Annotated in this window: 19 protein-coding genes and 3 tRNA genes; 8 read left to right on the forward strand and 14 right to left on the reverse strand. The window is 63.0% G+C overall.

The window, feature by feature from the left end:
- The first annotated feature begins 101 nt into the window (after positions 1-101).
- Entirely contained in the window at positions 102-563 is a 462-nt protein-coding gene (locus HU770_RS22925) for a GNAT family N-acetyltransferase (protein WP_033699887.1), read from the forward strand.
- Positions 564-769: 206 nt separating this feature from the next.
- On the opposite strand, the gene HU770_RS22930 is transcribed toward HU770_RS22925, so the two are convergent.
- Together HU770_RS22930 and HU770_RS22935 are read right to left on the reverse strand one after the other, a co-directional pair.
- On the reverse strand, positions 770-2,020 hold the full coding sequence (locus HU770_RS22930; protein ID WP_033699886.1) for a ribonucleotide-diphosphate reductase subunit beta: 1,251 nt from the start codon (positions 2,018-2,020) through the stop codon (positions 770-772).
- Between the two features lie 586 nt (positions 2,021-2,606).
- Positions 2,607-5,486, reverse strand: a complete 2,880-nt coding sequence (locus HU770_RS22935) for a ribonucleoside-diphosphate reductase subunit alpha (RefSeq protein WP_033699885.1) — start codon at positions 5,484-5,486, stop codon at positions 2,607-2,609.
- Positions 5,487-6,110: 624 nt separating this feature from the next.
- Here HU770_RS22935 and HU770_RS22940 point away from each other — a divergent pair.
- Both HU770_RS22940 and HU770_RS22945 read left to right on the forward strand, forming a co-directional pair.
- Positions 6,111-6,809: a response regulator transcription factor gene (locus tag HU770_RS22940; protein ID WP_186658282.1), complete on the forward strand. Its 699-nt coding sequence runs from the start codon at positions 6,111-6,113 to the stop codon at positions 6,807-6,809.
- Entirely contained in the window at positions 6,806-8,413 is a 1,608-nt protein-coding gene (locus HU770_RS22945; RefSeq protein WP_186658285.1) for an ATP-binding protein, read from the forward strand. Before HU770_RS22940 ends, HU770_RS22945 begins: the two co-directional genes overlap by 4 nt.
- A 3-nt stretch (positions 8,414-8,416) precedes the next feature.
- On the opposite strand, the gene HU770_RS22950 is transcribed toward HU770_RS22945, so the two are convergent.
- Entirely contained in the window at positions 8,417-9,118 is a 702-nt protein-coding gene (locus tag HU770_RS22950) for a 4'-phosphopantetheinyl transferase superfamily protein (RefSeq protein WP_186665701.1), read from the reverse strand.
- Positions 9,119-9,192: 74 nt separating this feature from the next.
- On the reverse strand, positions 9,193-9,984 hold the full coding sequence (locus HU770_RS22955; RefSeq protein ID WP_186665703.1) for a dienelactone hydrolase family protein: 792 nt from the start codon (positions 9,982-9,984) through the stop codon (positions 9,193-9,195).
- Between the two features lie 131 nt (positions 9,985-10,115).
- Here HU770_RS22955 and HU770_RS22960 point away from each other — a divergent pair, with 131 nt between their 5' ends.
- From HU770_RS22960 to HU770_RS22975, 4 genes are all read left to right on the forward strand, one after another.
- Positions 10,116-10,721 carry an outer membrane beta-barrel protein gene (locus tag HU770_RS22960; RefSeq protein WP_033699880.1) on the forward strand — a complete coding sequence of 202 codons (606 nt, stop codon included), beginning with the start codon at positions 10,116-10,118 and terminating at the stop codon, positions 10,719-10,721.
- 80 nt (positions 10,722-10,801) lie between these two features.
- Complete coding sequence (locus HU770_RS22965; RefSeq protein ID WP_033699878.1) at positions 10,802-11,479, forward strand: response regulator; 678 nt, start codon at positions 10,802-10,804, stop codon at positions 11,477-11,479.
- The gene (locus tag HU770_RS22970) at positions 11,476-12,822 is read left to right on the forward strand and encodes an ATP-binding protein (protein ID WP_033699876.1); all 1,347 of its coding nucleotides are present in this window, start codon (positions 11,476-11,478) and stop codon (positions 12,820-12,822) included. The genes HU770_RS22965 and HU770_RS22970 overlap by 4 nt, the downstream gene beginning before the upstream one ends.
- A gap of 324 nt (positions 12,823-13,146) precedes the next feature.
- A complete protein-coding gene (locus tag HU770_RS22975) occupies positions 13,147-14,469 on the forward strand; it encodes a dicarboxylate/amino acid:cation symporter (protein WP_186658288.1) in 1,323 nt (440 codons plus the stop codon).
- 57 nt (positions 14,470-14,526) lie between these two features.
- On the opposite strand, the gene tsaA is transcribed toward HU770_RS22975, so the two are convergent.
- The 5 genes from tsaA to rimO form a co-directional block, all read right to left on the reverse strand.
- The gene (tsaA, locus tag HU770_RS22980) at positions 14,527-15,222 is read right to left on the reverse strand and encodes a tRNA (N6-threonylcarbamoyladenosine(37)-N6)-methyltransferase TrmO (RefSeq protein ID WP_047583258.1); all 696 of its coding nucleotides are present in this window, start codon (positions 15,220-15,222) and stop codon (positions 14,527-14,529) included.
- A 6-nt stretch (positions 15,223-15,228) separates the two neighbouring features.
- Positions 15,229-15,690 carry a DUF1456 family protein gene (locus HU770_RS22985; protein WP_186658291.1) on the reverse strand — a complete coding sequence of 154 codons (462 nt, stop codon included), beginning with the start codon at positions 15,688-15,690 and terminating at the stop codon, positions 15,229-15,231.
- 49 nt (positions 15,691-15,739) lie between these two features.
- Positions 15,740-16,450 carry an rRNA pseudouridine synthase gene (locus HU770_RS22990; RefSeq protein ID WP_033699870.1) on the reverse strand — a complete coding sequence of 237 codons (711 nt, stop codon included), beginning with the start codon at positions 16,448-16,450 and terminating at the stop codon, positions 15,740-15,742.
- Positions 16,451-16,562: 112 nt separating this feature from the next.
- Complete coding sequence (locus tag HU770_RS22995; RefSeq protein ID WP_033699869.1) at positions 16,563-17,021, reverse strand: GNAT family N-acetyltransferase; 459 nt, start codon at positions 17,019-17,021, stop codon at positions 16,563-16,565.
- Positions 17,022-17,132: 111 nt separating this feature from the next.
- Entirely contained in the window at positions 17,133-18,464 is a 1,332-nt protein-coding gene (rimO, locus tag HU770_RS23000) for a 30S ribosomal protein S12 methylthiotransferase RimO (protein ID WP_033699866.1), read from the reverse strand.
- A gap of 236 nt (positions 18,465-18,700) precedes the next feature.
- Here rimO and HU770_RS23005 point away from each other — a divergent pair, with 236 nt between their 5' ends.
- The gene (locus tag HU770_RS23005; RefSeq protein WP_186665705.1) at positions 18,701-20,611 is read left to right on the forward strand and encodes a potassium transporter Kup; all 1,911 of its coding nucleotides are present in this window, start codon (positions 18,701-18,703) and stop codon (positions 20,609-20,611) included.
- A 36-nt stretch (positions 20,612-20,647) separates the two neighbouring features.
- Here HU770_RS23005 and HU770_RS23010 read toward each other — a convergent pair whose 3' ends face one another.
- The 5 genes from HU770_RS23010 to HU770_RS23030 all read right to left on the reverse strand — a co-directional run bounded on the left by HU770_RS23010 (position 20,648) and on the right by HU770_RS23030 (position 25,343).
- Positions 20,648-21,940 carry a virulence factor family protein gene (locus tag HU770_RS23010; protein ID WP_186665707.1) on the reverse strand — a complete coding sequence of 431 codons (1,293 nt, stop codon included), beginning with the start codon at positions 21,938-21,940 and terminating at the stop codon, positions 20,648-20,650.
- A complete protein-coding gene (gene mprF / locus HU770_RS23015) occupies positions 21,940-24,582 on the reverse strand; it encodes a bifunctional lysylphosphatidylglycerol flippase/synthetase MprF (RefSeq protein ID WP_186665709.1) in 2,643 nt (880 codons plus the stop codon). Before mprF ends, HU770_RS23010 begins: the two co-directional genes overlap by 1 nt.
- Positions 24,583-24,844: 262 nt before the next feature.
- A tRNA-Met gene (locus HU770_RS23020) sits at positions 24,845-24,921 on the reverse strand.
- A 134-nt stretch (positions 24,922-25,055) separates the two neighbouring features.
- Positions 25,056-25,132 (reverse strand) — tRNA-Met (locus HU770_RS23025).
- 134 nt (positions 25,133-25,266) lie between these two features.
- Positions 25,267-25,343, reverse strand: a tRNA-Met gene (locus HU770_RS23030).
- Positions 25,344-25,391 lie beyond the last annotated feature (48 nt).

Consider the following 25,391-nt stretch of genomic DNA (forward strand, 5'->3'; position numbering starts at 1 on the left):
TGGTCTGCTTCACTTGCGAAAAGTGGCGGGGCTATTCAGGCCATTCTATCGCTATAAATGCACCTGTTTTCCGACCATTCCCACATTGAGAGGGGTTCACCATGACAGTTGCACAAACATTGGTTTCGGTTCGCGAGTTGAAGCAGAGCGATTTGCAGCAATGGAGCGCGTATTGGGAGCAGTATCAGGCGTTCTACAAAGTAGAGCTGAGCAAGGCCACGACCGAACTGACCTGGGCCCGTTTCTTCGACCCGGCCGAGCCCGTGCACTGCGCCGTGGCCACGGACGGTGAGCGGGTGCTCGGCTTCGTCCATTATGTGTTCCATCGCTCGACCTGGGGGCGTAATGACTTCTGCTACCTGGAAGACCTGTTCGTTTGCCCGAGCACACGGGGCAAGAAGGTGGGCAAGCAGTTGATCGAGTTTGTGCAGGGCCAGGCGCAGGAGAAGGGCTGTGACCGGCTCTACTGGCATACCCAGGAAACCAACCAGACCGCACAGCGGCTGTACGACTGGATCGCTGAGAAGCCCGGGGTGATCGAATACCGGATGGCGCTGGCTTGAATGCGAGCTGGCCCACCTGGTTTGTTCAGCCCGGCGCATATCCTGTGGGAGTGGGCATGCCCTGGGTACACACCGAAGACATGATTTACCCGCCAAGGCGGCAGCACACAGTACTGTTACCAAGGCACGGGATTGATTGATCACTAACGTACAGCCCAAAAAAAAGGCTGCCAATTGGCAGCCTTCTTGTTTCTCAGCCCGGACAATCAATCCCAGCTCAAAGCCCCGCCAGTCTGATACTCGATCACACGCGTCTCAAAGAAGTTCTTCTCCTTCTTCAAGTCCATGATCTCGCTCATCCATGGGAACGGGTTGGTGGTGCCTGGGTACTCTTCCTTCAGGCCAATCTGGGTCAGGCGACGGTTGGCGATGAACTTGAGGTAGTCCTCCATCATCGCGGCGTTCATGCCCAGTACGCCACGCGGCATGGTATCGCGGGCGTATTCGATCTCCAGTTGGGTCCCTTGCAGGATCATCTGGGTCGCTTCTTCCTTCATCGAGGCATCCCACAGGTGCGGGTTCTCGATCTTGATCTGGTTGATCACGTCGATACCGAAGTTCAGGTGCATCGACTCGTCACGCAGGATGTACTGGAACTGCTCGGCAACGCCGGTCATCTTGTTGCGGCGGCCCATCGACAGGATCTGGGTGAAGCCGCAGTAGAAGAAGATGCCTTCCAGTACGCAGTAGTAGGCGATCAGGTTGCGCAGCAGCTCTTTGTCGGTTTCCGGGGTGCCGGTGTTGAATTCCGGGTCGGAGATGGCGCGGGTGTACTTCAGGCCCCAGGCGGCTTTTTTCGCGACCGACGGGATCTCGTGGTACATGTTGAAGATCTCGCCTTCATCCATGCCCAGCGACTCGATGCAGTACTGGTAGGCGTGGGTGTGGATCGCCTCTTCGAAGGCCTGGCGCAGGATGTACTGGCGGCACTCCGGGTTGGTGATCAGGCGGTACACGGCCAGGGCCAGGTTGTTGGCAACCAGGGAGTCGGCGGTGGAGAAGAAGCCCAGGTTGCGCATGACGATGCGGCGCTCGTCTTCGGTCAGGCCGTCCTGGCTCTTCCACAGGGCGATGTCGGCGGTCATGTTGACCTCTTGCGGCATCCAGTGGTTGGCGCAGCCGTCGAGGTACTTCTGCCAGGCCCAGTCGTACTTGAACGGTACCAGCTGGTTGAGGTCGGCGCGGCAGTTGATCATGCGCTTTTCGTCGACCGCAACGCGGGCAGCGGAGCCTTCCAGCTCGGCCAGGCCTTCAGCAACGTCGAGGGCGTCGAGGGCGGCCTTGGCGCGTTTTACGGCTTCGGAGTCAGAAGCGGTAGCAGCACGGGCTTCCAGGGCGGCGGCACCGCCGGCGCTGTCGAGCTTGTCGAGGGTGGCGGCGGCGTTGGCCTGCGCAGGGGTGTTGCCTTTGGCGGCTACTTCGCCGTCTTCGTTGTCGAATTCGTCCCAGCTCAGCATGGTTTGGCTCCTGCTTGAGGGTTGCCCTGAGGCAACCGGTTGGATTTTAAGAATGTGATGCCTGACGCAAGGCCGTTACGGCGAATGGACAGCTCGAGAGGCTGACTCTCGTTACATCTGACGTGTGCCTGGCCAGGCCTCGGGGAGGGGCCAGGGACTTGAATGGGTGCCCTTTTCAGAGGGGGCGCAGTATACCGGAATTCGTCTTCGATCGGGGCGCGTGTCTGGCGGTCGGGGGTAACTTTTTCGACCGGTTTTAGGTGCGTCCGTTCACGAGGCTTGTGTCGGTATTTACGGGGTGGAAGTGTAGCGGTAAAAAGCGCATGTCACTACATGTTGTGTGTTTTAATTTTAGCGGCACATTATGTTGTGTCTGGCGCGATTCTTGTAGGAGCGGCCTTGTGTCGCGAAAGGGCTGCGTAGCGGCCCCATCGATACCCGCGGCGACGCTAATATCCTGGGGCCGCTGCGCAGCCCTTTCGCGACACAAGGCCGCTCCTACAGAACCGCGTTCAGCCGGCCACTGCGCAGATACAAAAATGCCGCAAAGGGGCACCCGTGGGCACCCCTTTTGCGGCATCAGGCCTTACTGGCAGGCTTCGCAGTCAGGCTCGTCGATCGCGCAAGCTTTCGGCACTGGTGCCGGGCCGGCAGCCTGGACCGGGGCGCTGTCGCCGCCGCTGGAAACGGCGTTGAGCTTGCCGGTGTTGATGGTCGACTTCTCGGTGCTGGTCGCGGCCAGGGCACGGAGGTAGTAGGTAGTTTTCAGACCACGGTACCAGGCCATGCGGTAGGTCACGTCCAGCTTCTTGCCCGAAGCGCCGGCAATGTACAGGTTCAGCGACTGAGCCTGGTCGATCCACTTCTGGCGACGCGAGGCGGCATCGACGATCCACTTGGTCTCGACTTCGAACGCAGTGGCGTACAGGTCTTTGAGCTCTTGGGGAATACGCTCGATCTGCTGCACCGAACCGTCGTAGTACTTCAGGTCGTTGATCATGACCGAGTCCCACAGGCCGCGGGCCTTCAGGTCGCGGACCAGGTACGGGTTGATCACGGTGAATTCGCCCGACAGGTTCGATTTCACGTACAGGTTCTGGTAGGTCGGCTCGATGGACTGCGATACGCCGGTGATGTTGGCGATGGTCGCGGTCGGCGCGATGGCCATGATGTTCGAGTTACGAATACCTTTTTGTACGCGAGCACGCACCGGTGCCCAGTCCAGGGTCTCGTTCAGGTCGACATCGATGTACTTCTGGCCACGGGCTTCGATCAGGATCTGTTGCGAATCCAGCGGCAGGATGCCCTTGGACCACAGCGAACCTTGGAAGGTCTCGTAGGCGCCACGCTCGTCGGCCAGGTCGCAGGAAGCCTGGATCGCATAGTAGCTGACCGCTTCCATCGACTTGTCGGCGAACTCGACGGCAGCGTCGGAGCCGTAGGCGATGTGCTGCAGGTACAGTGCGTCCTGGAAGCCCATGATGCCCAGGCCGACCGGGCGGTGCTTGAGGTTCGAGTTACGCGCTTGCGGCACCGAGTAGTAGTTGATGTCGATCACGTTGTCGAGCATGCGCACGGCGGTATTCACGGTGCGTTGCAGCTTGGCGGTGTCCAGCTTGCCATCGACAATGTGGTTCGGCAGGTTGATCGAGCCCAGGTTGCAGACCGCGATCTCGTCCTTGTTGGTGTTCAGGGTGATCTCGGTGCACAGGTTCGAGCTGTGGACCACGCCCACGTGCTGCTGCGGCGAACGCAGGTTGCACGGGTCCTTGAAGGTCAGCCATGGGTGGCCGGTCTCGAACAGCATCGACAGCATCTTGCGCCACAGGTCTTTGGCCTGAATGGTCTTGAACACCTTGATCTTGTTGTACTCGGTCAGGGCTTCGTAGTACTCGTAGCGCTCTTCGAAGGCCTTGCCGGTCAGGTCGTGCAGGTCTGGCACTTCCGACGGCGAGAACAGGGTCCACTTGCCGTCATCGAAGACGCGCTTCATGAACAGGTCAGGGATCCAGTTGGCGGTGTTCATGTCGTGGGTACGACGACGGTCATCACCGGTGTTCTTGCGCAGCTCGATGAATTCTTCGATGTCCAGGTGCCAGGTTTCCAGGTAGGCACAGACAGCGCCCTTGCGCTTGCCGCCCTGGTTGACCGCAACGGCGGTGTCGTTGACCACTTTCAGGAAGGGTACGACGCCCTGGGATTTACCGTTGGTGCCCTTGATGTAGGAGCCCAGTGCACGCACAGGGGTCCAGTCGTTGCCCAGGCCACCGGCGAATTTCGACAGCATGGCGTTGTCGTGGATCGCGTGGTAGATGCCCGACAGGTCGTCCGGCACGGTGGTCAGGTAGCAGCTGGACAGCTGCGGGCGCAGGGTACCGGCGTTGAACAGGGTCGGGGTCGAGGCCATGTAGTCGAAGGACGACAACAGGTTGTAGAACTCGATCGCACGGGCTTCTTTTTCTTTCTCTTCCAGCGCCAGGCCCATGGCCACGCGCATGAAGAACACCTGTGGCAGCTCGAAGCGCACGCCATCCTTGTGGATGAAGTAGCGGTCGTACAGGGTCTGCAGGCCCAGGTAGGTGAATTGCTGGTCGCGCTCGTGGTTGATCGCCTTGCCCAGTTTTTCCAGGTCGAAGTCGGCCAGGGCCGGGTTCAGCAGTTCGAACTCGATACCTTTGGCGATGTAGGCGGGCAGGGCCTTGGCGTACAGCTCGGCCATCTCGTGGTGGGTGGCGCTGTCGGCAACGCTGAGGAAGCCCAGGCCTTCGGCACGCAGGGTGTCCATCAGCAGGCGGGCGGTGACGAACGAGTAGTTCGGCTCACGCTCGACCAGGGTACGGGCGGTCATCACCAGGGCGGTGTTGACGTCCTTGATGGCCACGCCGTCGTACAGGTTCTTCAGGGTTTCGCGCTGGATCAGGTCGCCATCGACTTCGGCCAGGCCTTCGCAGGCTTCGCTGATGATGGTGTTCAGGCGCGCCATGTCGAGCGGCGCCATGCTGCCGTCGGCCAGGGTGATGCGGATGCTTGGGTGCGGCTCGACCACAGCGTCGGTGTTGGCGCGGGTGGCGCGCTCTTTCGCGCGCTGGTCGCGGTAGATCACGTAGTCGCGGGCGACTTTCTGCTCACCGGCACGCATCAGGGCCAGTTCGACCTGGTCCTGGATTTCTTCGATGTGGATGGTGCCACCCGATGGCATGCGACGCTTGAACGTGGCGGTGACTTGCTCGGTCAGGCGCGCGACGGTGTCGTGGATGCGCGACGAGGCGGCGGCGGTGCCGCCTTCAACTGCGAGGAACGCCTTGGTGATGGCCACGGTGATCTTGTCGTCGGTGTAGGGGACGACAGTGCCGTTACGCTTGATCACGCGCAGTTGGCCGGGCGCGGTGGCAGCCAGATCCTGGTTGGCATCGGCGGCCTGCGGCACCTGGGCCTGCGGGTTCTCGCGAGTTGTGTCGGTTTGCATGGGTGGGTGTCTCCACAGTTTCTATATTGTACAGGCGCCTTTTGAGCGCCCACCGTTCCGTCCACTTGCTCGATCACCTGGCGGGGGATGCGTCATGCGCGCGCATCCGCCCGCTCGGGCGTACCGACTTCGGGACAGACTCAGGAATAAGGGGCAATAGCTTGCCGCTCCCTGGCCGAAGTCAAAGGCTTTGGGCTGAGCCCAAAAGCTGTTGCAGTTCAGTACTCCGCTGGAGCGGTATGGCTGGTCAGATCACCTGAAGTTCAACCGTAAAATCGAATAATTTGCCGGGTTGACTTTTGTGTGTGATTTTGCACGAACCCCAACATCTAGTGGTTCGCTGCGATCGGGATACAAGATAATGCGGTATTGGGGTCTTTGCAAGGCGAGCGCCTGTGGATAAGTTGTGCGTACTTTGTGGGTATGGCCTGTAGGCCTTGTGCCAAGTGGTTTGCAGTATTTTTCTTTCGCTCGCTGCCCCAAGGCAGAATTTTGAGGGCGCGAACCCTACCACAAAAAACGGTTCAGTCCAGTGGCTTGTGCGGCACCGCTGGCCGGTTGGCAGTACCCGGGGCGGCACGTAGTATCGGCCACAGAACAACAACAATTGCAAAGGCACAGGCAATGGACCAACCCGCACCGCGCATCCTCATCGTTGAAGACGACCAGCGCCTGGCCGAACTCACGGCCGAATACCTGCAGGCCAACGGCTTCGATGTGGCCGTCGAGGGCGATGGTGGCCGCGCCGTGCGGCGAATCGTCGACAGCCAGCCCGACCTGGTGGTGCTCGACCTCATGCTGCCCGGTGAAGACGGCCTGAGCATCTGCCGCCGGGTACGCAGCCAGTACGCGGGCGCGATCCTCATGCTCACCGCCCGCAGCGACGAGCTCGACCAGGTGCAGGGGCTGGACCTGGGCGCCGACGACTATGTCTGCAAACCTGTGCGCCCGCGCTTGCTGCTGGCCCGTATCCAGGCCCTGCTGCGGCGCAGCGAGGCGCCGGAAAGCAAGCGCCAGGCCCTGGCCTTTGGTGCGCTGCGCATCGACAACCGCCTGCGCGAAGCCCGGCTGGGCGAGCAGCTGATAGACCTGACCGGCGCCGAATTCGACCTGCTCTGGTTGCTGGCCAGCAACGCCGGCCGGGTGCTGTCGCGCGAGCAACTGTTCACCGCCCTGCGCGGTGTCGGCTACGACGGCCAGGACCGCTCCATCGATGTGCGCATCTCCAAGATTCGCCCCAAGATCGGTGACGACCCGGTCCACCCACGCCTGATCAAGACCCTGCGCAGCAAGGGCTACCTGTTCGTCGGCGAGGCGCCATGAACAACTCGATCTTTCTGCGCATCTATGGCGGCATGCTCGCCGTGCTGGTGCTGGTGGCGCTGCTCGGCGTGCTCAGCCTGCACCTGGTCAACGAAGTGCGCGCCGCCCAGCACCGCGAGGGCCTGGCCCAGGGTACCTTCAGCCTGATGGCTGACAACCTGGCCGGGCAGAACGAAACCGAACGCAAGCGCTCGCTGCTGATGTGGGAGCGCCTGCTCGGGGTGCCGCTGGCGCTGCAGCCGATGTCGGCGCGTACCCTCGATGGCGGCCAGCGTGCCCGCCTGTACCGTGGCCTGGTGGTGGTCGAGAAGACCGGCCCGCACGCCGCCCAGGTGCTGCGCAAGGTTGGCCGCGAGGAGGTGCTGCTGGTGGCCCAAGTGAAGCAGGTCAGCGAGCAACTGGCGCGGGCCACCCTTTATCTGTTGGCCGACGAACTGGTGCGTTACCCGGTTACCGAGCAGCAGCAACGCCTGGCGCAGCTCAAGCAGAGCAAGGGCTTTGGTTTTGACATTGCCCTGCAGCGCCTGGAGCGGGTTGGCCTGGATGACGACCAGCGGCGCCGGGTCGAGGAGGGCGACACGGTCATGGCCCTGGGCAAGGATGGCGATTCGATCCGGGTATTCGCCGGGCTGTCGGGCTCGCCCTGGGTGCTGGAAATCGGGCCGTTGCATCAGTTGAACCCCTATCCGCCGCAACTGCTGATCTTGATCGCCTTCCTTGGGCTGTGCCTGATCGGGCTGGTGGTGTACCTGCTGGTGCGTCAGCTGGAGCGGCGTGTGTCGGGGTTGGAGGTTGCCGCCACGCGTATTGCCCAGGGCAGCCTCGACACGCGGGTACCGGCTGGCGATGCCGACTCGGTCGGGCGCCTGGCTGCGGCATTCAACGGCATGGCCGAACATTTGCAGCGCTCGCTGACCATGCAGCGCGAGCTGGTGCGGGCGGTGTCCCACGAGCTGCGCACGCCGGTGGCGCGGCTGCGTTTTGGCCTGGAGATGATAGAGACCGCGAGCACTGAGCAGGCCCGTGCCAAACACTTGGCTGGCATGGATGGCGACATCCAGGACCTGGACAAGCTGGTCGATGAAATGCTGACCTACGCACGCCTTGAGCAAGGCGCACCGGCCCTGAAATTCCAGCGGGTCGACCTGGATGCGTTGCTGGACCGGGTAATCGAGGAGCTGGCGCCGCTGCGCGCTGAAATCAAGGTGGTGCGCGGCGCATGCCAGGGGGATGAAAGCGATGGCGCCTGGGTCGAAGCCGAGCCGCGCTACCTGCACCGGGCCCTGCAAAACCTGGTGAGCAATGCCATGCGCCATGCCGAGGCCGAGGTGCGCCTGAGCTACCAGTTGGGCCAGCAACGCTGCCGGGTCGACGTGGAAGACGACGGCCCGGGTATCCCGGAAGGGGTCTGGGACCGCATCTTCACGCCCTTCACCCGGCTCGACGACAGCCGCACCCGTGCGTCGGGCGGGCATGGCCTGGGCCTGTCGATCGTTCGGCGGATCATCTACTGGCACGCAGGCCGGGCCACGGTAGGGCGCAGCGAAACCCTCGGCGGTGCCTGCTTCAGCCTGAGCTGGCCGCGGGCACAGGCGCCGCTGTAGGGCTCAGACGCTGATCAGGCTGAGCAGGTGGCCGTCCTGAAGGCAGAACTGGCCTTGCAGCTCGGTGCCCTGCTGCCACTCGGCCGATAGGTCGGTGAGCAGGCGCAGACGGGCCAGGCCCGCGGCCGACCATTCCAGCACCTCGGCGTGCTCGAAATAGAAACGCTGGCGGGTCAGCGGGTAGAGGGTCTTGAACAGGCTTTCCTTGAGCGAGAAGGTCAGGGTCACTGTCAGGCCGAGCTGGCGGCGGTCCAGGCGCTCTATTTCGGCGGGCGTGAGGATTTCGGCCAGCAGGCGCTCGGCACGTTCGTCGTCCAGCAGCGCTTCCTGGTCCAGGCCCAGGCCGCGGCAACTGCCCTGGCCGGCGACCACGGCGGCGGCCCAGCCTTTGCCGTGGGTGATCGAGCCGTGAATGCCGGCGGGCCAGATGGGCGAGCGGTCTTCATGGCTGGCTGGCACGTAGTTGCGGCCGTCCAGGCGTTGCAGCGCGGCACGGGCGCAGACACGGCCGGCCAGGTACTCGGCCTGGCGCTTGGCCACCGAGCGTTGCAGGCTCGCGCTGGGGACGATGCCGGCACGCTGGAAGTCGTCGGCAGCCAGGCGGGCGGGGTCGAAGGCGCAACTGACCAGCACCGCACCTGGCAGCGGGCGGGGCAGGGGCCAGTGGTGCTGAAGCGGGGCGCAGCAGGTGGGGAGTGTGTTCATGGGGGGTATTGTGCCAGCCGTAGCGGCTGTAGGGGAGGTGGGCGCGTCGGGGGCGCTTGCGCCCCCAGCGATCATTACTGGAACGCCTTCTTGAAGAACGCCTGCATATCCTTCCACGAGCTTTCATCAGCCGCTTTGTTGTAACCAATGTCCGGCCCGCCATGCTCGCCATGGCTCAAGCGGTCGGCATCCGGGTTGGTAAACCCATGCTTGGCCTCAGGAATACTGACGAACTGGTAATTGACCTTGGCTGCGTCCATTTCCGCCTTGAACGCTGCAACCTGCTCCTCGGTCACCATGCTGTCTGCCGCGCCGTGCTCGACCAGTATGTCGGCCCTGACCACGCCGGGCTTGGCCGGGGTCTGTGTGGCCAATGCCCCATGGAAACTCACCACGCCGTCCAGCTTCTCACCCCGGCGCGCCGCATCGAGCACCACCTTGCCGCCAAAGCAGTAACCCACGGCGCCCAATTGGTGCTTGTTCACGTTGGGCTGCTTTTTCAGCAACTCAAGGCCTGCGTCGAAGCGCGCGGCCGCCGCTGCCGGGTCTTTCATTGCCTCGGCCATGAATGCCTGGGCATCCTGCGAATGCTCGGTGTGCTTGCCATCGCCGTACATGTCGATGGCCAGCGCTTTATAGCCCAGGGCCGCCAGGTCGCGGGCGCGGCGCTTGGCATAGTCGTTCAGGCCCCACCATTCATGCACCACGACGATGCCCGGGCGCTTGTCGTCCAGCGCATCGTCATAGGCGTAGTAGCCGACAAAGCGCTTGCCTTCGTCGTCCTGGTAGGGGATATCGCGGGTCACCACTTGCGCCTGGGCAAGGGCGGCGCTGCACATCAGGGTCAAGGCCAGCAGGGCACGCATGTTCACTACTCCTTGTTCATCGCAAACGGTTCGTTCAGCCGCGGTTCAGCCAGGGTTCAGTCACGGTTCAGGGTGCCCTCCTTACTCTAGCTTCCAGACCGAAACAGCGCATCCAACTGGAGTACGAAGCCATGAAATCCTTCAACACCCTGCTCGCTGCCATGGCCGTTTGCGCCGCTGGCATCACCACCGTCCAGGCCGCCGATGACAATTTCGCCAGCCTGACCTACGGCCAGACCAGCGACAAAGTCCGCAAGTCCGGCCTGCTGCAGCGCAACACCGACAACCTGAACGCCGACGGCATCATCGGCAAGGACGACACCTGGGGGGTGCGTCTGGGCAAAATCAATGACCAGGGTCGCTACTACATGACCTACGACAACGTCTCGGGCGACCACAGCGGCCTCAAGCTGCGCCAGGAAAACCTGCTGGGCAGCTATGACCTGTTCCTGCCGGTGGGCGACACCACCAAGCTGTTCGGCGGTGGCAGCCTGGGCATGACCAAGCTGACCCAGGATTCGCCAGGTGCCAGCCGTGATACCGACTACGGCTACGCGGTCGGCCTGCAGGCCGGTGTGATCCAGGAGATTACCGACAAGGCGTCGGTGGAACTGGGCTACCGTTACCTGCGCACCAATGCCGCGACCGAAGTCGGCCAAAGCGGTGGGCCCAAGGACGGCACCCTGCGCCTGACCAGCAGTGCACAGACGTATCTGTCGGCCAACTACAAGTTCTGAGGTAGTTGTTATCCTGGACTGCCCTGTGCGCGGGTAAACCCGCGCACAGGGCAGTACAGGCCATAAAAAAGGAGCTGCACATGAAACTGCTGGTGGTCGAGGACGAAGCCCTGCTTCGCCATCACCTCTACACGCGCCTGGGCGAAAGCGGCCATGTGGTCGAGGCGGTGGCCGATGCCGAAGAAGCGCTGTACCAGGCCGAGCAGTACCACTTTGACCTGGCCGTGATCGACCTGGGGCTGCCGGGCATGAGCGGCCTCGAACTCATTGGTCGCCTGCGCAGCCAGGACAAGACCTTCCCCATTCTCATCCTCACCGCCCGTGGCAACTGGCAGGACAAGGTCGAAGGCCTGGCCGCCGGTGCCGACGACTACCTGGTCAAGCCCTTCCAGTTCGAAGAGCTCGAAGCGCGCCTCAACGCCCTGCTGCGCCGCTCCAGCGGTTTCACCCAGTCGACCATCGCCGCCGGGCCACTGGTACTCGACCTCAACCGCAAGCAGGCGACCCTGGACGATCAGCCCCTGGCCCTGACCGCCTACGAATACCGCATCCTCGAATACCTCATGCGCCATCACCAGCAGGTGGTGGCCAAGGACCGCCTGATGGAGCAGCTGTACCCGGGCGATGAGGAGCGTGACCCCAATGTCATCGAAGTGCTGGTCGGGCGCCTGCGTCGCAAGCTCGAGGGCGAACGAGGCTTCAAGCCCATCGATACGGTACGTGGCCTGGGTTACCTGTTCACCGAGCGCTGCCGATGATCCGTTCCCTGCGGGTGCGCCTGATGCTGGCGGCCGCAGTGCTGGCGCTGCTGTTCATGCTGGCGCTGCTGCCTGCCTTGCAGAAGGCCTTCAGCCTTGCCCTGCAGGAATCCATCGAGCAACGCCTGGCCTCGGATGTGACCACGTTGATCTCCGCAGCACGCATCGAACACGGCCAGTTGCAGATGCCGACACTGTTGCCGGACGAACGCTACAACCTGCCGTACACCGGCCTGCTTGGCTATATCTTCGACCGTGAAGGCCATCTGGTGTGGCAGTCGCGGGCCACTGCAGACCAGAACGTCAACTACCGGCCACGCTACGACGGGCGTGGCAACGAATTCGCCCGCATCCACCAAGGCGATGGCGAAGAGTTCTTCGTCTATGACGTCGAAATAAAACTGCTCGGCGGCCAGAGTGCGGCCTACAGCATCGTTGCGCTGCAACCGGTGCGCGAGTACCAGCACACCCTCGATGGCCTGCGTGAAAAGCTCTACCTGGGCTTTGGCGCAGCCCTGCTGGCGCTGCTGGTACTGCTGTGGGCTGGCCTGACCTGGGGCCTGCGTTCGCTGCGGCGGCTGAGCCGGGAGCTGGACGAGGTCGAGGCTGGCGCGCGTGATGGGTTGAGCCGCGAGCACCCGCGTGAACTGCTGCGCCTGACCGGTTCGTTGAACCGCCTGTTGCACAGCGAGCGCGAGCAACGCCAGCGCTACCGAGATTCCCTGGATGACCTGGCGCATAGCCTCAAGACACCGCTGGCGGTGTTGCAGGGGGTGGGCGAGAGCCTGCGCCAGCGCAGTGGTGAGCGCGAGCAGGCGCGGGTGCTGCAAAGCCAGATCGAGCGCATGAGCCAGCAGATCGACTATCAACTGCAGCGCGCCAGTTTGCGCAAGAGCGGCCTGGTGCGCCACAGCGTGCACCTCAAACCGTTGCTCGACAGCTTGTGCAGCACGCTGGACAAGGTCTATCGGGACAAGCGCGTCAGCGTGCTGCTGGAAATACCCGAGGCCGCGCAGGTGCCGATGGAGCAGGGCGCCTTATTGGAACTGCTCGGCAACCTGCTGGAGAACGCCTACCGGTTGAGCCTGGGCCAGGTGCGGGTGAGCCTGGAACAAGCGCCAGGCCAACTGACCCTGTGCATCGAAGACGATGGGCCCGGGGTGCCGGCCGATCAGCGCGAGCGCATTCTTGAGCGCGGCGAGCGGCTGGACAGCCAACACCCGGGGCAGGGCATCGGCCTGGCGGTGGTCAAGGATATCGTCGACAGCTATGACGCCAGCTTGAGCCTGGGGGATTCGCCACTGGGCGGCGCGGCGTTCCGGGTCACCTTCAGGCTGGATTGACGTGCGGCCAGGGGCAGCCCTTTCGCGGGGGAACCCATAGCGGGCGGATTCCCGCCATCGTCCCCTGTACAAAATCCGCCACCGGGCGGATATCCGCCAGCCTTCCTCAGCATTTTCGCCCTGTCGTTGGGCAGTGACCCCTAGCAAACAGTGCCTTTGCACCCTTCATGGGCATTTTGGCATTGCCCTTGCTATTGATCCTGGCAGAGGCCTGCAAAGGCAACTCGAACACAACGACAAATCCCTCCAAGTGCAGGAGGGTTAGCGATTCAGGTGCCCTCACCCTGGGAAGGGTGAAAACCGGCACACTTGAGGAAATTAGCCATGACGACACGTCAGCCGCTGTACAAATCCCTGTATATCCAGGTGTTGGTCGCCATCACCATCGGCATCCTGCTCGGCCACTTCTATCCTGAAACCGGTGTCGCCCTCAAACCGCTGGGTGACGGCTTCGTCAAACTGATCAAGATGGTCATCGCCCCCATCATCTTCTGCACCGTGGTCAGTGGCATCGCTGGCATGCAGAGCATGAAGTCGGTAGGCAAGACCGGCGGCTACGCGCTCCTGTACTTTGAAATCGTCTCCACCATCGCCCTGATCATCGGCCTCGTCGTCGTCAACGTGGTCAAGCCGGGCGCTGGCATGCACATCGACGTCACCACCCTGAACGCCAGCAGCGTGGCCGCTTATGCCGCCGCCGGCGCGCAGCAGACCACCGTTGGCTTCCTGCTCAATATCATCCCCAACACCGTGGTCGGTGCCTTCGCCAACGGCGACATCCTGCAAGTGCTGATGTTCTCGGTGATCTTCGGTTTCGCCCTGCATCGCCTGGGCAGCTACGGCAAGCCGGTGCTGGACCTGATCGACCGCTTCGCCCATGTCATGTTCAACATCATCAACATGATCATGAAGCTGGCCCCGGTCGGTGCCTTCGGTGCCATGGCCTTCACCATCGGCCAGTACGGCGTGGGTTCGCTGGTGCAGCTGGGCTACCTGATGGCCTGCTTCTACGTGACCTGCCTGCTGTTCGTCCTGGTGGTGCTCGGTGGTATCTGCCGCGCCCACGGCTTCAGCGTCATCAAGCTGATCCGCTACATCCGTGAAGAGCTGATGATCGTGCTGGGCACGTCCTCCTCCGAGTCCGCCTTGCCCCGCATGCTGGCCAAGATGGAGCGCCTGGGTGCGAAGAAATCCGTGGTTGGCCTGGTTATCCCGACCGGTTACTCGTTCAACCTCGACGGTACTTCGATCTACCTGACCATGGCCGCTGTGTTCATCGCCCAGGCGACTGACACCACCATGGACATCACCCACCAGATCACCCTGCTGCTGGTGCTGCTGGTGGCCTCCAAAGGCGCTGCTGGTGTAACCGGTTCGGGCTTCATCGTACTGGCCGCTACGTTGTCTGCAGTTGGCCACCTGCCGGTTGCCGGCCTGGCGCTGATCCTCGGCATCGACCGCTTCATGTCCGAAGCCCGCGCCCTGACCAACCTGGTTGGCAACGCTGTCGCTACCGTGGTCGTGGCCAAGTGGGTCAACGAAATGGACAACGACAAGCTGGCCTCGGAACTGGCTTCCGGTGGCGCCCCGCTGGAAGATACCCGCCCGACCGACGACCTCGGCGTGGCCGAAGGCCCGGCTCGCTGATCGCGCAACTGAAATGAAAAAGGCGACCTTCGGGTCGCCTTTTTCGTCGTGGGTCGATCAACAGTCCTGGACCACTTCCAGCACCCGGATCAGCGTGGGCTGCGGATAATGCCAGCGCACCTGCACATCCCAGAACTTCACCCCGTACACCCGCTCCGCAGGTGGCACCTGATACGCCGGCCGCGGGTCTTGCCCCAGGCACTGCTCGATCAGTTCCACCAGCGGCTCACCCAGGCGCAGTGCATGCGCGCGGGCCTGGGGCAGGGCATTGTCGTGCCACTGCACGGCGATTGCGTCAGGCGCTTCGCTGGCCATCAGGTTGCTGGCGCCGGCAACACTGTCGGCGTACGGTACGTAGGGCTTGATATCCAGCACTGGGGTGCCATCGAGCAAGTCGATCCCGGACAGCAGCAGGCGCCCAGGCTCAACGCCCTCCAGGCGTACCACCGACTGGCCGATACCGTTGGGCCTGTGGGTGGCGCGGGTGGCGAACACCCCCATGCTCTTGTTGCCGCCAAGGCGGGGTGGTCGCACTTTCAGGCGTGGTTTGTCTTCCAGGGCCTGGTGAAACAGAAACAACAACCACACATGGCTGACCTGTTCCAGCCCCGCCACTGCATCACCCTGGTCGAACGGCGGCAGCAACTCCAGCACACCACGCGCCGCCGGTGCCAACTGCGGCTGGCGCGGGATGGCGAACTTTTCCTTGAAGCACGAGCGGACGATGCCGACCGGTGAAACCGTATGCTGCATGGCCACTCAGCCGCGCACGCGCAGGGTCAGGCCCTTGAGGAAGTTGCGCAGCAACTGGTCGCCGCACGGGCGGTAGTTGTCATGGCCGACTTTGCGGAACAAGGCGCTGAGTTCGGGTTTGGAGACCGGGAATTTGACCGAATTGAGGATGACATGCAGGTCTTCTTCCTTGAGTTCGAACGCTACCCGCAGTTTTTTCAGGATGGTGTTGTTGGTCACCGGCAGCTCCACCGGCTGGGCCGGGCGGCTGTCGTCCTTGCCGCGACGGTGAATCACCAGGCCATCCAGAAAGTGCGCCATGACCGGGTCAGGGCAGCGCACGAAGCCGGGCTCTTCTTCTTTCTTGACGTAGCTGGCCAAGGCCTCGGCGCTGACCTCCAGGCCAGACAGCTTGATGATGCCCACCATCTTGGCATCATTGATCTTGAGCATGTAGCGCAGGCTGCGCAGTACATCGTTGTGGTTCATTTGACTCCAATCCTGTTCAGAGCCACGCCATCTGGCGCGGCGGTATTGCTTAGAAACGTTCGCTGGCGGCCATGTAACGCCACTGTGCCAGTGGCAGCTTGCCCATGGACACACCGCCCAGCCGAATGCGGCGCATGCTGATGATCTGCAGGCGCAGGCTGGCGCACAGCTCGGAGATCTGCCCCGGTTGCGGGTTTTTCAAGGCCAGGCGCAGGTGGGTTTCGTTCTGCCAGCTGGCTTTGGCCTTGGGCAGTTCACGGTCGTTGCGCATGATGCCGCGGGCCAGGCGCTCCAGCGCCTGTGGCGTGGCTTCGCCGCTTACTTCGATGATGTATTCCTGCTCCAGGCGCCGCAGGTCGGCGTCGATCTTGCGGGCAACCCGCCAATCCTGGGTGAACACCTGCAGGCCGCTGGCGCCGCGCTCCAGCGGGGCAATGCAGGACAGCTTGGTGAAATGCCCATGCAATGGCCGTACGCCTTCACGGTGCGCCTCGCTGAGGCTGTCCATGGTCATGCTGATACGCGCCGACTCGGTGTCCAGGCCAGCAGGCTGGTTGAGCAGCAGGGTGACGGGCTCAAGGCTGTCGGCACGCGCGCCAGGTAGCAGCGCGACCTGCTGGCCGTCGACCTTGAACTGCGGCTGCTCGACCACCACGCCATCGACCGTGACCCAGCCGCCTTCGATATACAGCTCGGCTTCGCGGCGGGAGCAGCCGAACTGCTCGATAAGGCGTTTGGACAGGCGGACGGGCTCAGACATGACGGTGATTCGCAAAGGCAGGGAAAGGCCGCCATTGTACCTGCCTGAGCGGTCGAGGGGCTCGGAATCTGTGTCATTTACGCCGTTTTGGCGAGACAACACGGCAGGCGGCTCAGGCCCCTGTGCGGATCAGCCGCAGGTGCAGCAAGGGGTAGGGCTGCCCCAGCCCATCGGTCTGCGAGCGGCCGACCACCTCGAAGCCTTCGTGCAGATAAAACCCCAGCGCCTGCGGGTTCTGCTCGTTGACGTCCAGGCGTTCGGCATTGAGTTCGTCGATGGCGTAGCGCAGCAGCCGCTTGCCAATGCCCATGCCACGGCAGGCGGGCGCGACGAACAGCATGTCGACCTGCCTGTTGGACACGCCGGCAAAGCCCTGTATGCGTTGCTGGCTGTCCTTGCTGCAGATCAGCATCACTGCGTCCAGGTAATGGCGCAGTACATGCTCGCGAAGCAGGACGATATAGGCATCAGGCAGGAAGTCATGGGTCGCGCGCACCGAGTCCTCCCAGACCTGGGTCAGCTCGGGGTAGTCGCTAAGATGAGGGGTTTGTAGCGTCGATACCTGGCGCATCCGTGTATTCCTCTAGGGGATTGAGGAAAACATAGATGTAAAAACCAGAGGGGGCCTGGCGGATGTTGGGGCTGCAAACGCAGCCCCGGGCATTTCACACCTATACGCCGATCAGACAGGCTCAGCCCACATGTCGTATTCGTCGGCATCCACCACCCGGCAACGCACTTTGTCGCCTGGCTTGAAGCCGTGGTCGCCATCGATGAACACGCTGCCGTCGATTTCCGGCGCGTCGAAGAAGCTACGGCCCACCGAACCTTGCTCTTCGACTTCGTCGATCAGCACTTCGATCTCCTTGCCGATGCGCAGTTGCAGGCGGGCGCTGCTGATGGCCTGCTGATGGGCCATGAAGCGGTCCCAACGGTCCTGCTTGACCTCATCCGGTACTTCATCAAGGCCCAGGTCATTGGCCGGGGCACCTTCGACAGGCGAGTACTGGAAGCAGCCGACGCGGTCGAGCTGGGCTTCGGTCAGCCAGTCGAGCAGGTACTGGAAGTCTTCTTCGGTTTCGCCGGGGAAGCCGACGATGAAGGTCGAGCGGATCACCAGCTCAGGGCACTGCTCGCGCCAGTTCTTGATGCGCGCTAGGGTACGGTCTTCGAAGGCCGGGCGCTTCATCGCCTTGAGCACCTTGGGGCTGGCGTGCTGGAACGGGATGTCCAGGTACGGCAGGATCTTGCCGGCGGCCATCAGCGGGATCACGTCGTCGACGTTCGGGTACGGGTATACATAGTGCAGGCGCACCCAGGCGCCCAGGCTGCTCAGCGCCTCGCACAGCTCGAGCATACGGGTCTTGACCGGGCGGCCGTTCCAGAAGTCGGTCTTGTACTTGACGTCGACACCGTAGGCGCTGGTGTCCTGGGAAATCACCAGGATCTCCTTGACGCCGGCCTTGACCAGGCGCTCGGCCTCGCTCAGCACTTCGCCAACCGGGCGGCTGACCAGCTTGCCGCGCATCGACGGGATGATGCAGAAGCTGCAGCTGTGGTTGCAGCCTTCGGAAATCTTCAGGTAGGCATAGTGGCGCGGCGTCAGCTTGACGCCCTGCGGCGGCACCAGGTCGATCAGCGGGTTGTGGTCCTGGCGCGGTGGCACTACCTGGTGCACGGCGTTGACCACTTGCTCGTACTGCTGGGGGCCGGTCACCGACAACACGCTTGGGTGCACATCGCGGATGCTGCCTTCCTCGACACCCATGCAGCCGGTGACGATGACCTTGCCGTTTTCCTTGATGGCTTCACCGATCACTTCAAGCGACTCGGCCTTGGCGCTGTCGATGAAGCCGCAGGTGTTGACCACCACCACGTCGGCGTCCTCGTAGGTAGGCACGACTTCATAACCTTCCATGCGCAGCTGGGTCAGAATGCGCTCGGAATCGACCAGGGCTTTTGGGCAACCCAGGCTTACGAAACCTACCTTGGGAGTGGCGGGAGTGGTGGACATGACTAACCTCGGTATTGAATGCAGGTCGCCCGGCCGGAAACGGGGGCGATCTTGACGGGCGCTTATTGGCGCCTCTGATCAAAAAGTGCGCAATTCTAGCGAGCGCAAGGTCACTTGACTAGCAGAAATGCGACGAACGCTGCGCTATGCTTCGCGCCGTTGCGTCCGGGCATCTGCCATGCCCTGGCGTGGGGGTGAATTCTATCGGCCGAGAGGGCCGTCTGCGGGAGTGGTCGATGGTTCAGGCAAGCAGTCATGCCGAAGGCGGGCACGCGGGGAAGCAGGGCGCGACACGGTCGCTGGGCCTGCTCGTGGCGGCAGTCGGGGTGGTCTATGGCGATATCGGCACCAGCCCGTTGTATACGCTCAAAGAAGTCTTTACCGGTGGCTATGGCGTGCCGGTCAACCATGATGGCGTGCTGGGGATCCTGTCGCTGATCCTCTGGTCGCTGCTGTGGGTGGTCTCGTTCAAATACGTGATGTTCATCCTGCGCGCCGACAACCAGGGCGAGGGCGGCACCATGGCGCTAACCGCGCTGGCGCGGCGGGCCACTGCGGCCCACCCGCGGCTGCGTAGCGTGATAGTCATCTGCGGGTTGATCGGCGCTTCGCTGTTCTATGGCGACAGCATGATCACCCCGGCCGTGTCGGTGCTGTCGGCTGTCGAGGGCATGGGCCTGGCCTTCGACGGCATCGATCACTGGGTGGTACCTATTTCGCTGGTGGTGCTGGTGGCGCTGTTTCTGGTGCAGAAGCATGGCACCGAGAAGATCGGCAAGCTGTTCGGCCCGATCATGGTGGCCTGGTTCGTGGTGCTCGGGGCATTGGGGGTGCACGGCATCTCGCAGAGCCCGGAAGTGCTCAGGGCGTTCAACCCAGGCTGGGCGGTGAACTTCTTCATCGTCCACCCCGGCATGGGCGTGGCCATTCTCGGCGCCGTGGTGCTGGCGCTGACCGGTGCCGAGGCGCTGTACGCCGACATGGGCCACTTCGGCCGTAAACCCATCGCTCGCGCGTGGTTTGCCCTGGTGTTGCCGGCGCTGGTGCTCAACTATTTCGGCCAGGGCGCAATACTGCTGCAGAACCCGGAGGCGGCGCGCAACCCCTTCTACCTGCTGGCACCTTCCTGGGCGCTGTTGCCGCTGGTGGGGCTGGCGACCATGGCCACGGTGATCGCTTCGCAAGCCGTGATTTCCGGGGCGTTCTCCCTGACCCGCCAGGCCATCCAGCTGGGCTACATTCCGCGCATGCACATCCAGCATACGTCCAGCGATGAGCAGGGGCAGATCTACATCGGTGCGGTGAACTGGACGCTGATGGTTGGTGTGGTGTTGCTGGTCATCGGTTTCGAATCTTCCGGTGCCCTGGCGGCGGCCTACGGTGTGGCGGTCACCGGCACCATGTTGATGACCACGATTCTGGTGTCGGTGGTGATGTTGCTGCTATGGAAGTGGCCGCCGGTGCTGGCAGTGCCGATTCTGCTGGGCTTTCTCTTCGTCGACGGGCTGTTCTTCGCCGCCAACGTGCCCAAGATCGTGCAGGGCGGGGCGTTCCCGGTACTGGCAGGTGGTGTGCTGTATCTGCTGATGAGTACCTGGAAGCGCGGCAAGCAGATCCTCGTCGAGCGCATCGATGAAGGGGCGCTGCCGCTGCCGGTGTTCATCAGCAGCATCCGCATACAGCCGCCGCACCGGGTTGAAGGTACTGCCGTGTTCCTGACTGCACGGCCGGACGCCGTGCCCCATGCGCTGCTGCACAACATGTTGCACAACCAGGTGCTGCACAGCCAGGTGGTGCTGCTGACGGTGGTCAGCGAAGACCGGCCACGGGTGCCGGAGCAGGAGCGTTTCGAGGTGGAAGCCTATGGCGACGGGTTCTTCCGTGTGCTGTTGCATTTTGGCTTCATGGACGAGCCGGACGTGCCGGCGGCCCTGAAGTTGTGCCATCTGGATGACCTGGATTTCAGCCCGATGCGCACCACCTACTTCCTCAGCCGCGAAACGGTGATTGCTTCGCGGCTGGAGGGTATGTCGCGCTGGCGTGGCAACCTGTTTGCGTTCTTGCTCAAAAATGCCAACGGTAACCTGCGGTTCTTCAATCTGCCGTTGAACCGGGTGATCGAGTTGGGCACCCAGGTCGAGATCTGAATGGGTGCCTGATCTGCGTAGTGGGTTAGGCGTGGCTCAATTCTGCTCGGCCACGCTCGACTTGCCCTGGCGCGTCTCGATCTCACCGATCAGGCGCTTGGCCAGGGCCGGGTAGTTCTCGTCGAAGTGGTGCCCGCCCGGCAGCTTCAGGCGCTCGCCCACCGCCGTCTTCTCGGTGCAACCGCTCTCGTCGGTCTCTTCCACGCCATACACACACACCACTTTGGACGCCGGCAGCCGGGCCATTTCCGGCCCGGTTGGCGCCTCCTGGCCTTCCTTGCCCAGCCAGCCTTCCACCTCGATCTCGAAGCTGCCGCTACGGGCGAAGGCCAGTAGCATCACCGCATCGATACGCTGCTGGTCCTCGGCCGGCAAGCGGTTGTAGATCGCTGGCAGCACGTCGGCGCCAAACGAGTAGCCGGTCAATACAAAGCGCTTGGTGCCCCATTTCTGGCGATAGTGCTGCATCAGTTCCGACAGGTCTGCGGCGCTCTGCTCGGGGGTCTTGTGTTGCCAGTAATAACGCAGCGTGTCGATGCCGACCACCGGATAGCCTAGCTTGGCCATTTCTCCGGCCACGTCGCGGTCCAGGTCGCGCCAGCCGCCATCCCCGGAGAGGAACAGGGTGACGGTGTCGGTGGATTGCCCTGCCGGCACCTCGACTACTGGAATGGCCAGGGCGTTGCCGTCGTGGCCGACCAGGGCTTGGGTCAGCTGTGACTTGAGCACCTGCGGCAAGTGGATGTCGTAATCGCTGATGCTGGTTTCGGCGTTGGCCTGGTCGCGCACGAAGGCTGCGCTGGCGTCATCCGGGTTGTCGTTCCAGGCGACGTTCCAGTGGCCATGGGCCGCCGCTTTGGGTAGCGCGGCCTGGCAGCCGGGTTGCTCCAGGCTGAAGTCCACGGAAATGGCCCGCGCCTTGTCGTCGGTCTGTGCCGCCAGCCAGCGCCAGGCCTGCGCCGCGCCTGGGCCGATACCGGCTACCAGGGTCGGTCTTTCGGACAGCTGGGTCGCTGCCAGGTCCAGCGCTTGTTGCTGCTGGGTGCAGTCGTTGGGTGGCAGGATAACCTGCACCAGTTGCGCTTCCCCAGCCTGGCTCAGGTCCAGCAACTGCTTGTCGGTCAGAGCCTGGTCCTGAGGGACGCCGATGGCGACCCGGGCCTTGGCGTGCACGCCCGGGGTCACGCGGGTGATGCTGAGGTTGTTGAGGGACAGCTGTTCGAGGTGCGCCTCAGGCGCTGGGCGCGTCCATAGCCAGAAGGCCACGGCACCGCCCAGGGCGGCCAGCAGCAGGGGAATCGCCAGGTACAGCCAATAGCGTCGGATCATCAGCGTTTCACCAATCCAGTCAGGCCGCCAGCGATGAGGGCGGCAGTGTCGGCCAGTGCCACCAGCGGGTCGAGCCCCGCAGGCACGGCCATGTAACGGGGTTCCCAGTCCGGTTGGAATTTGTCCTTGAAGCGTCGAAGCCCCTGGAAGTTGTAGAGCTGTTCGCCACGGCGGAACACCATTGAACCCAGGCGCTGGGTCAAGGGCGCGCCGCGCCGTGGCTGCAGCCCGGACAGCGGGACCATGCCCAGGCTGAAGCGGGCATAGTCGTGGCTTTTGTAGTGCAGGATGAGCCCTATCATCATGAACTCCATGGTCAGCTTCGGAGCTTCAGGGTGGGCCCGCATCAGGTCGAGGCTGGCCAGCTCGCGACCGTGGGTTTCCAACAGGTTGGCAAAGGCCACCGGCCGGCCCTGGAAGCGAATCAGGGCGATGCGAAAGTGCTGCAGGTACTCGGGGCTGAAGCGCCCGAGCGAGAAGCCTTTCTCGCGCACGTTCTTGCCACCCAGCCAGGCATCGGAGATTTCCTTGAGCGCTATCAGTGGCGCGTGACCGGGTTCGTGGATTTCCAGGCTGAGGCCGTCACGGCCACCGCGGTTCCAGGTGTAGCGCAGGTCTTTCATCTCCTTGCCCTTGGCTTCGAGGTCGAAGCGGCGCAGGTCGACCCGGGCCTCCTCGCCAAGTTTGAGCGCGGTCAGGCCAATGTCCATGTAGAACGGCAGGTTCTCCGCGCGGACCTGATAAAACACCGGCCTGGCGTGGTGCAGGTCGCACAGGTCGCGGAATTGCCAGATCATCTCAGCGCGCTCCTGGGCCGGGCCGATCGGGTCATACAAGGCCACCAGGCTGCGACCGCGACGGGCGTACATAAGGAAGGCGTTGTCGCGCGGGTGGAACAGCAAAGCCTTGTCGCCGGTCAGGGCCAGGCCGCCATCGGGCTGGTCGGATGCCAGCAGGATGCGGTTGGCGCGTTGCAGTTCTGCGTCGTCAGGCAGGTGGATGACCGGCGGTGCGGTGCGCAGCAGCCAGGTCAGGGCGACAGCCGCCAGCAGCACGGCGCTGCCCATGGCGGCGCGCAGGCCCCGCGGTGCATCGGCGTCCAGGGTGAACTGCCACCACAGTTGGTGGCTGTAGGGCACATCCTGGTAGGCGAACAGCAGCAGCCATACCGAGGCCCCGACCACGCAGGCGCTGGCCACCAGAAACACCGGAGAGAAGGGCAGTTCCAGCAGGCGGCTGGGGCGGTAGAACGAACGGCGGAACAGGGCCAGCAGCGCGGCGGTGAACGTCAACAGGCAGGCTTCTTCCCAGTCGAAGCCCTTGAGCAATGACAACAATGCGCCGACCAGCAGCAAGGTGGTGGTCAGCAGCCAGGCTGCGGACAGGCGCCGGCGCAAGCCTTGGGCCAGCAGCAGGCACAGCACGCCGATCAGGCTGGCGCCGAAGTGCGAAGCATCGATCAGGCGGTGGGGTACCAGAAAGCCCATGTGTTCCAGGCGCGTGTCGATCTCGGGCGTGGCCCCCGAGAACAGCAGCACCACCCCGGACAGAAACACCAGAATTGACAGCACCGGCGCCGCCAGGCCGGAGGCCACCTTGATGGCCTGTTGCGCGAACAGCAGACGCCGGGCTTCGTTGGCCAGCAGCAGTACACACGCCAGCAGCAGCGGCAACACCACATAGATCAGGCGATAGAGCAGCAGGGCCGCAGCCAGTGGCGCGGCGCCCAACTGGTCGGCAAAGGCTGCCAGCAAGATCGCCTCGAACACCCCGATGCCCCCTGGCACATGGCTGAGCACGCCTGCGGCCAGGGCCAGCAGGTACACCAGGATGAAAGCGCCAAATGGCGGGGCTTCTGGCAGCAGGAGATACAGTACGGTGGCGGCGGCGGCCACATCCAGGGCGGTGATCAGCAATTGCAGCGAGGCGAGGCGACCGTTTGGCAGGCGCAGGGTACGCCGGCCCAGCTGAACCAGCAGGTTGTCGGCCAAGGGCTGTTCGGCCAGGCGCTTGCGGTAAAGCCCGAGCACCAGCACGGCAGCCAGCACCAGCACGGCTGCGGCGATGCCGGCCAGCAGCCCCGGCGAAAGGCCCAGTGCGGTCGAGGCTGCTGGCAGGTCGCTCAAAGTAGCCAGAGCAGCCAGGGGGGGCAGCGCACACCCTAGGGACAGGCTGGCAAACACGGTCATCCGCGCGACTTCGCCAGCCCCCAGGCCTTGGCGGGCATACAGGCGGTAACGCACCGAACCACCAGACAGCATCGACAGGCCGATGGCGTTACCAATGGCGAAGGCGCTGAAGCCGCCCAGTATCAAACTGCCTGCTGGCAGTTTTACCCCGGCATAGCGGCTGGCCGACCACTCGTACCCCAGCAGAATCACGAACCCGACAGCCGTGGCCAGCAAGGCCCCCAGCAGCGACTGCGTCGGCACGCTGAGCATGGCATCGTGCAAGGCGTAGATGTCCAGCTCGCTGAGCAGGTGGCGGCAGGCAACCAGGGCCATGGCGAACAGTATCAGCGTCACCGCCAGGCTGATGGGTTGACGATAGCGGCTCAATCGCTCGATCAGGGGCAGGCGCTGCGCGGCCGTGGGTAGCACCGAAGCAAGGGGCTCCGGAGGTTCGGGGTTATGGGAGGTCATGAATCAATACCCCGAGCAGGCAGCGCGAGGTGAGGGCGAGGTGCGGCCAAGTGAAAGTCCCTTAGGAAAACGTATCCAATGTTACTCCGGGCACAGACGCTTTCAGCTGCCTGGCAGGGTTAAAGATAGTTCATCCAAAGGGCGACATCTCAAGCCTGGGGGTAGGCTGATGGCAAGGCATTTCCAGGCGACGAAATGCAGAGGGCGTAAAGCAACAAACCCCGCGCTGCTGTTACACAGGCGGGGTTTGTTCTGACGAATATGGTTGCGGGAGCCGGATTTGAACCGACGACCTTCGGGTTATGAGCCCGACGAGCTACCAGACTGCTCCATCCCGCGTCAGAGGTGCGCATTCTACAGCTTGTTGAAACTGTGTAAAGCGTTAATTGTTGATTTATCGATCTTTTTTCTTCGGCATCATTTTCGATGCAAAGAAAAAGGCCACTGCGTTAACAGTGGCCTTTTCTTAAAGCTGGTTGCGGGAGCCGGATTTGAACCGACGACCTTCGGGTTATGAGCCCGACGAGCTACCAGACTGCTCCATCCCGCGTCTGTGGGGCGCATTCTACAGTTAATCGAATCAGTGTCAAGCGCTACTAATTGATTTCTCGCCAGTTTTTGCCAATGGCTTTTCTACGGGCAAAGAAAAAGGCCACTGCGTTAACAGTGGCCTTTTCTCGAATCTGGTTGCGGGAGCCGGATTTGAACCGACGACCTTCGGGTTATGAGCCCGACGAGCTACCAGGCTGCTCCATCCCGCGCCTGTGAGATCGAATTCTACGGATTTACGCAACTATGTCAAGCGTTTT

The organism is Pseudomonas sp. SWRI68, from assembly GCF_014269165.1.
Lineage (GTDB): Bacteria > Pseudomonadota > Gammaproteobacteria > Pseudomonadales > Pseudomonadaceae > Aquipseudomonas > Aquipseudomonas capeferrum.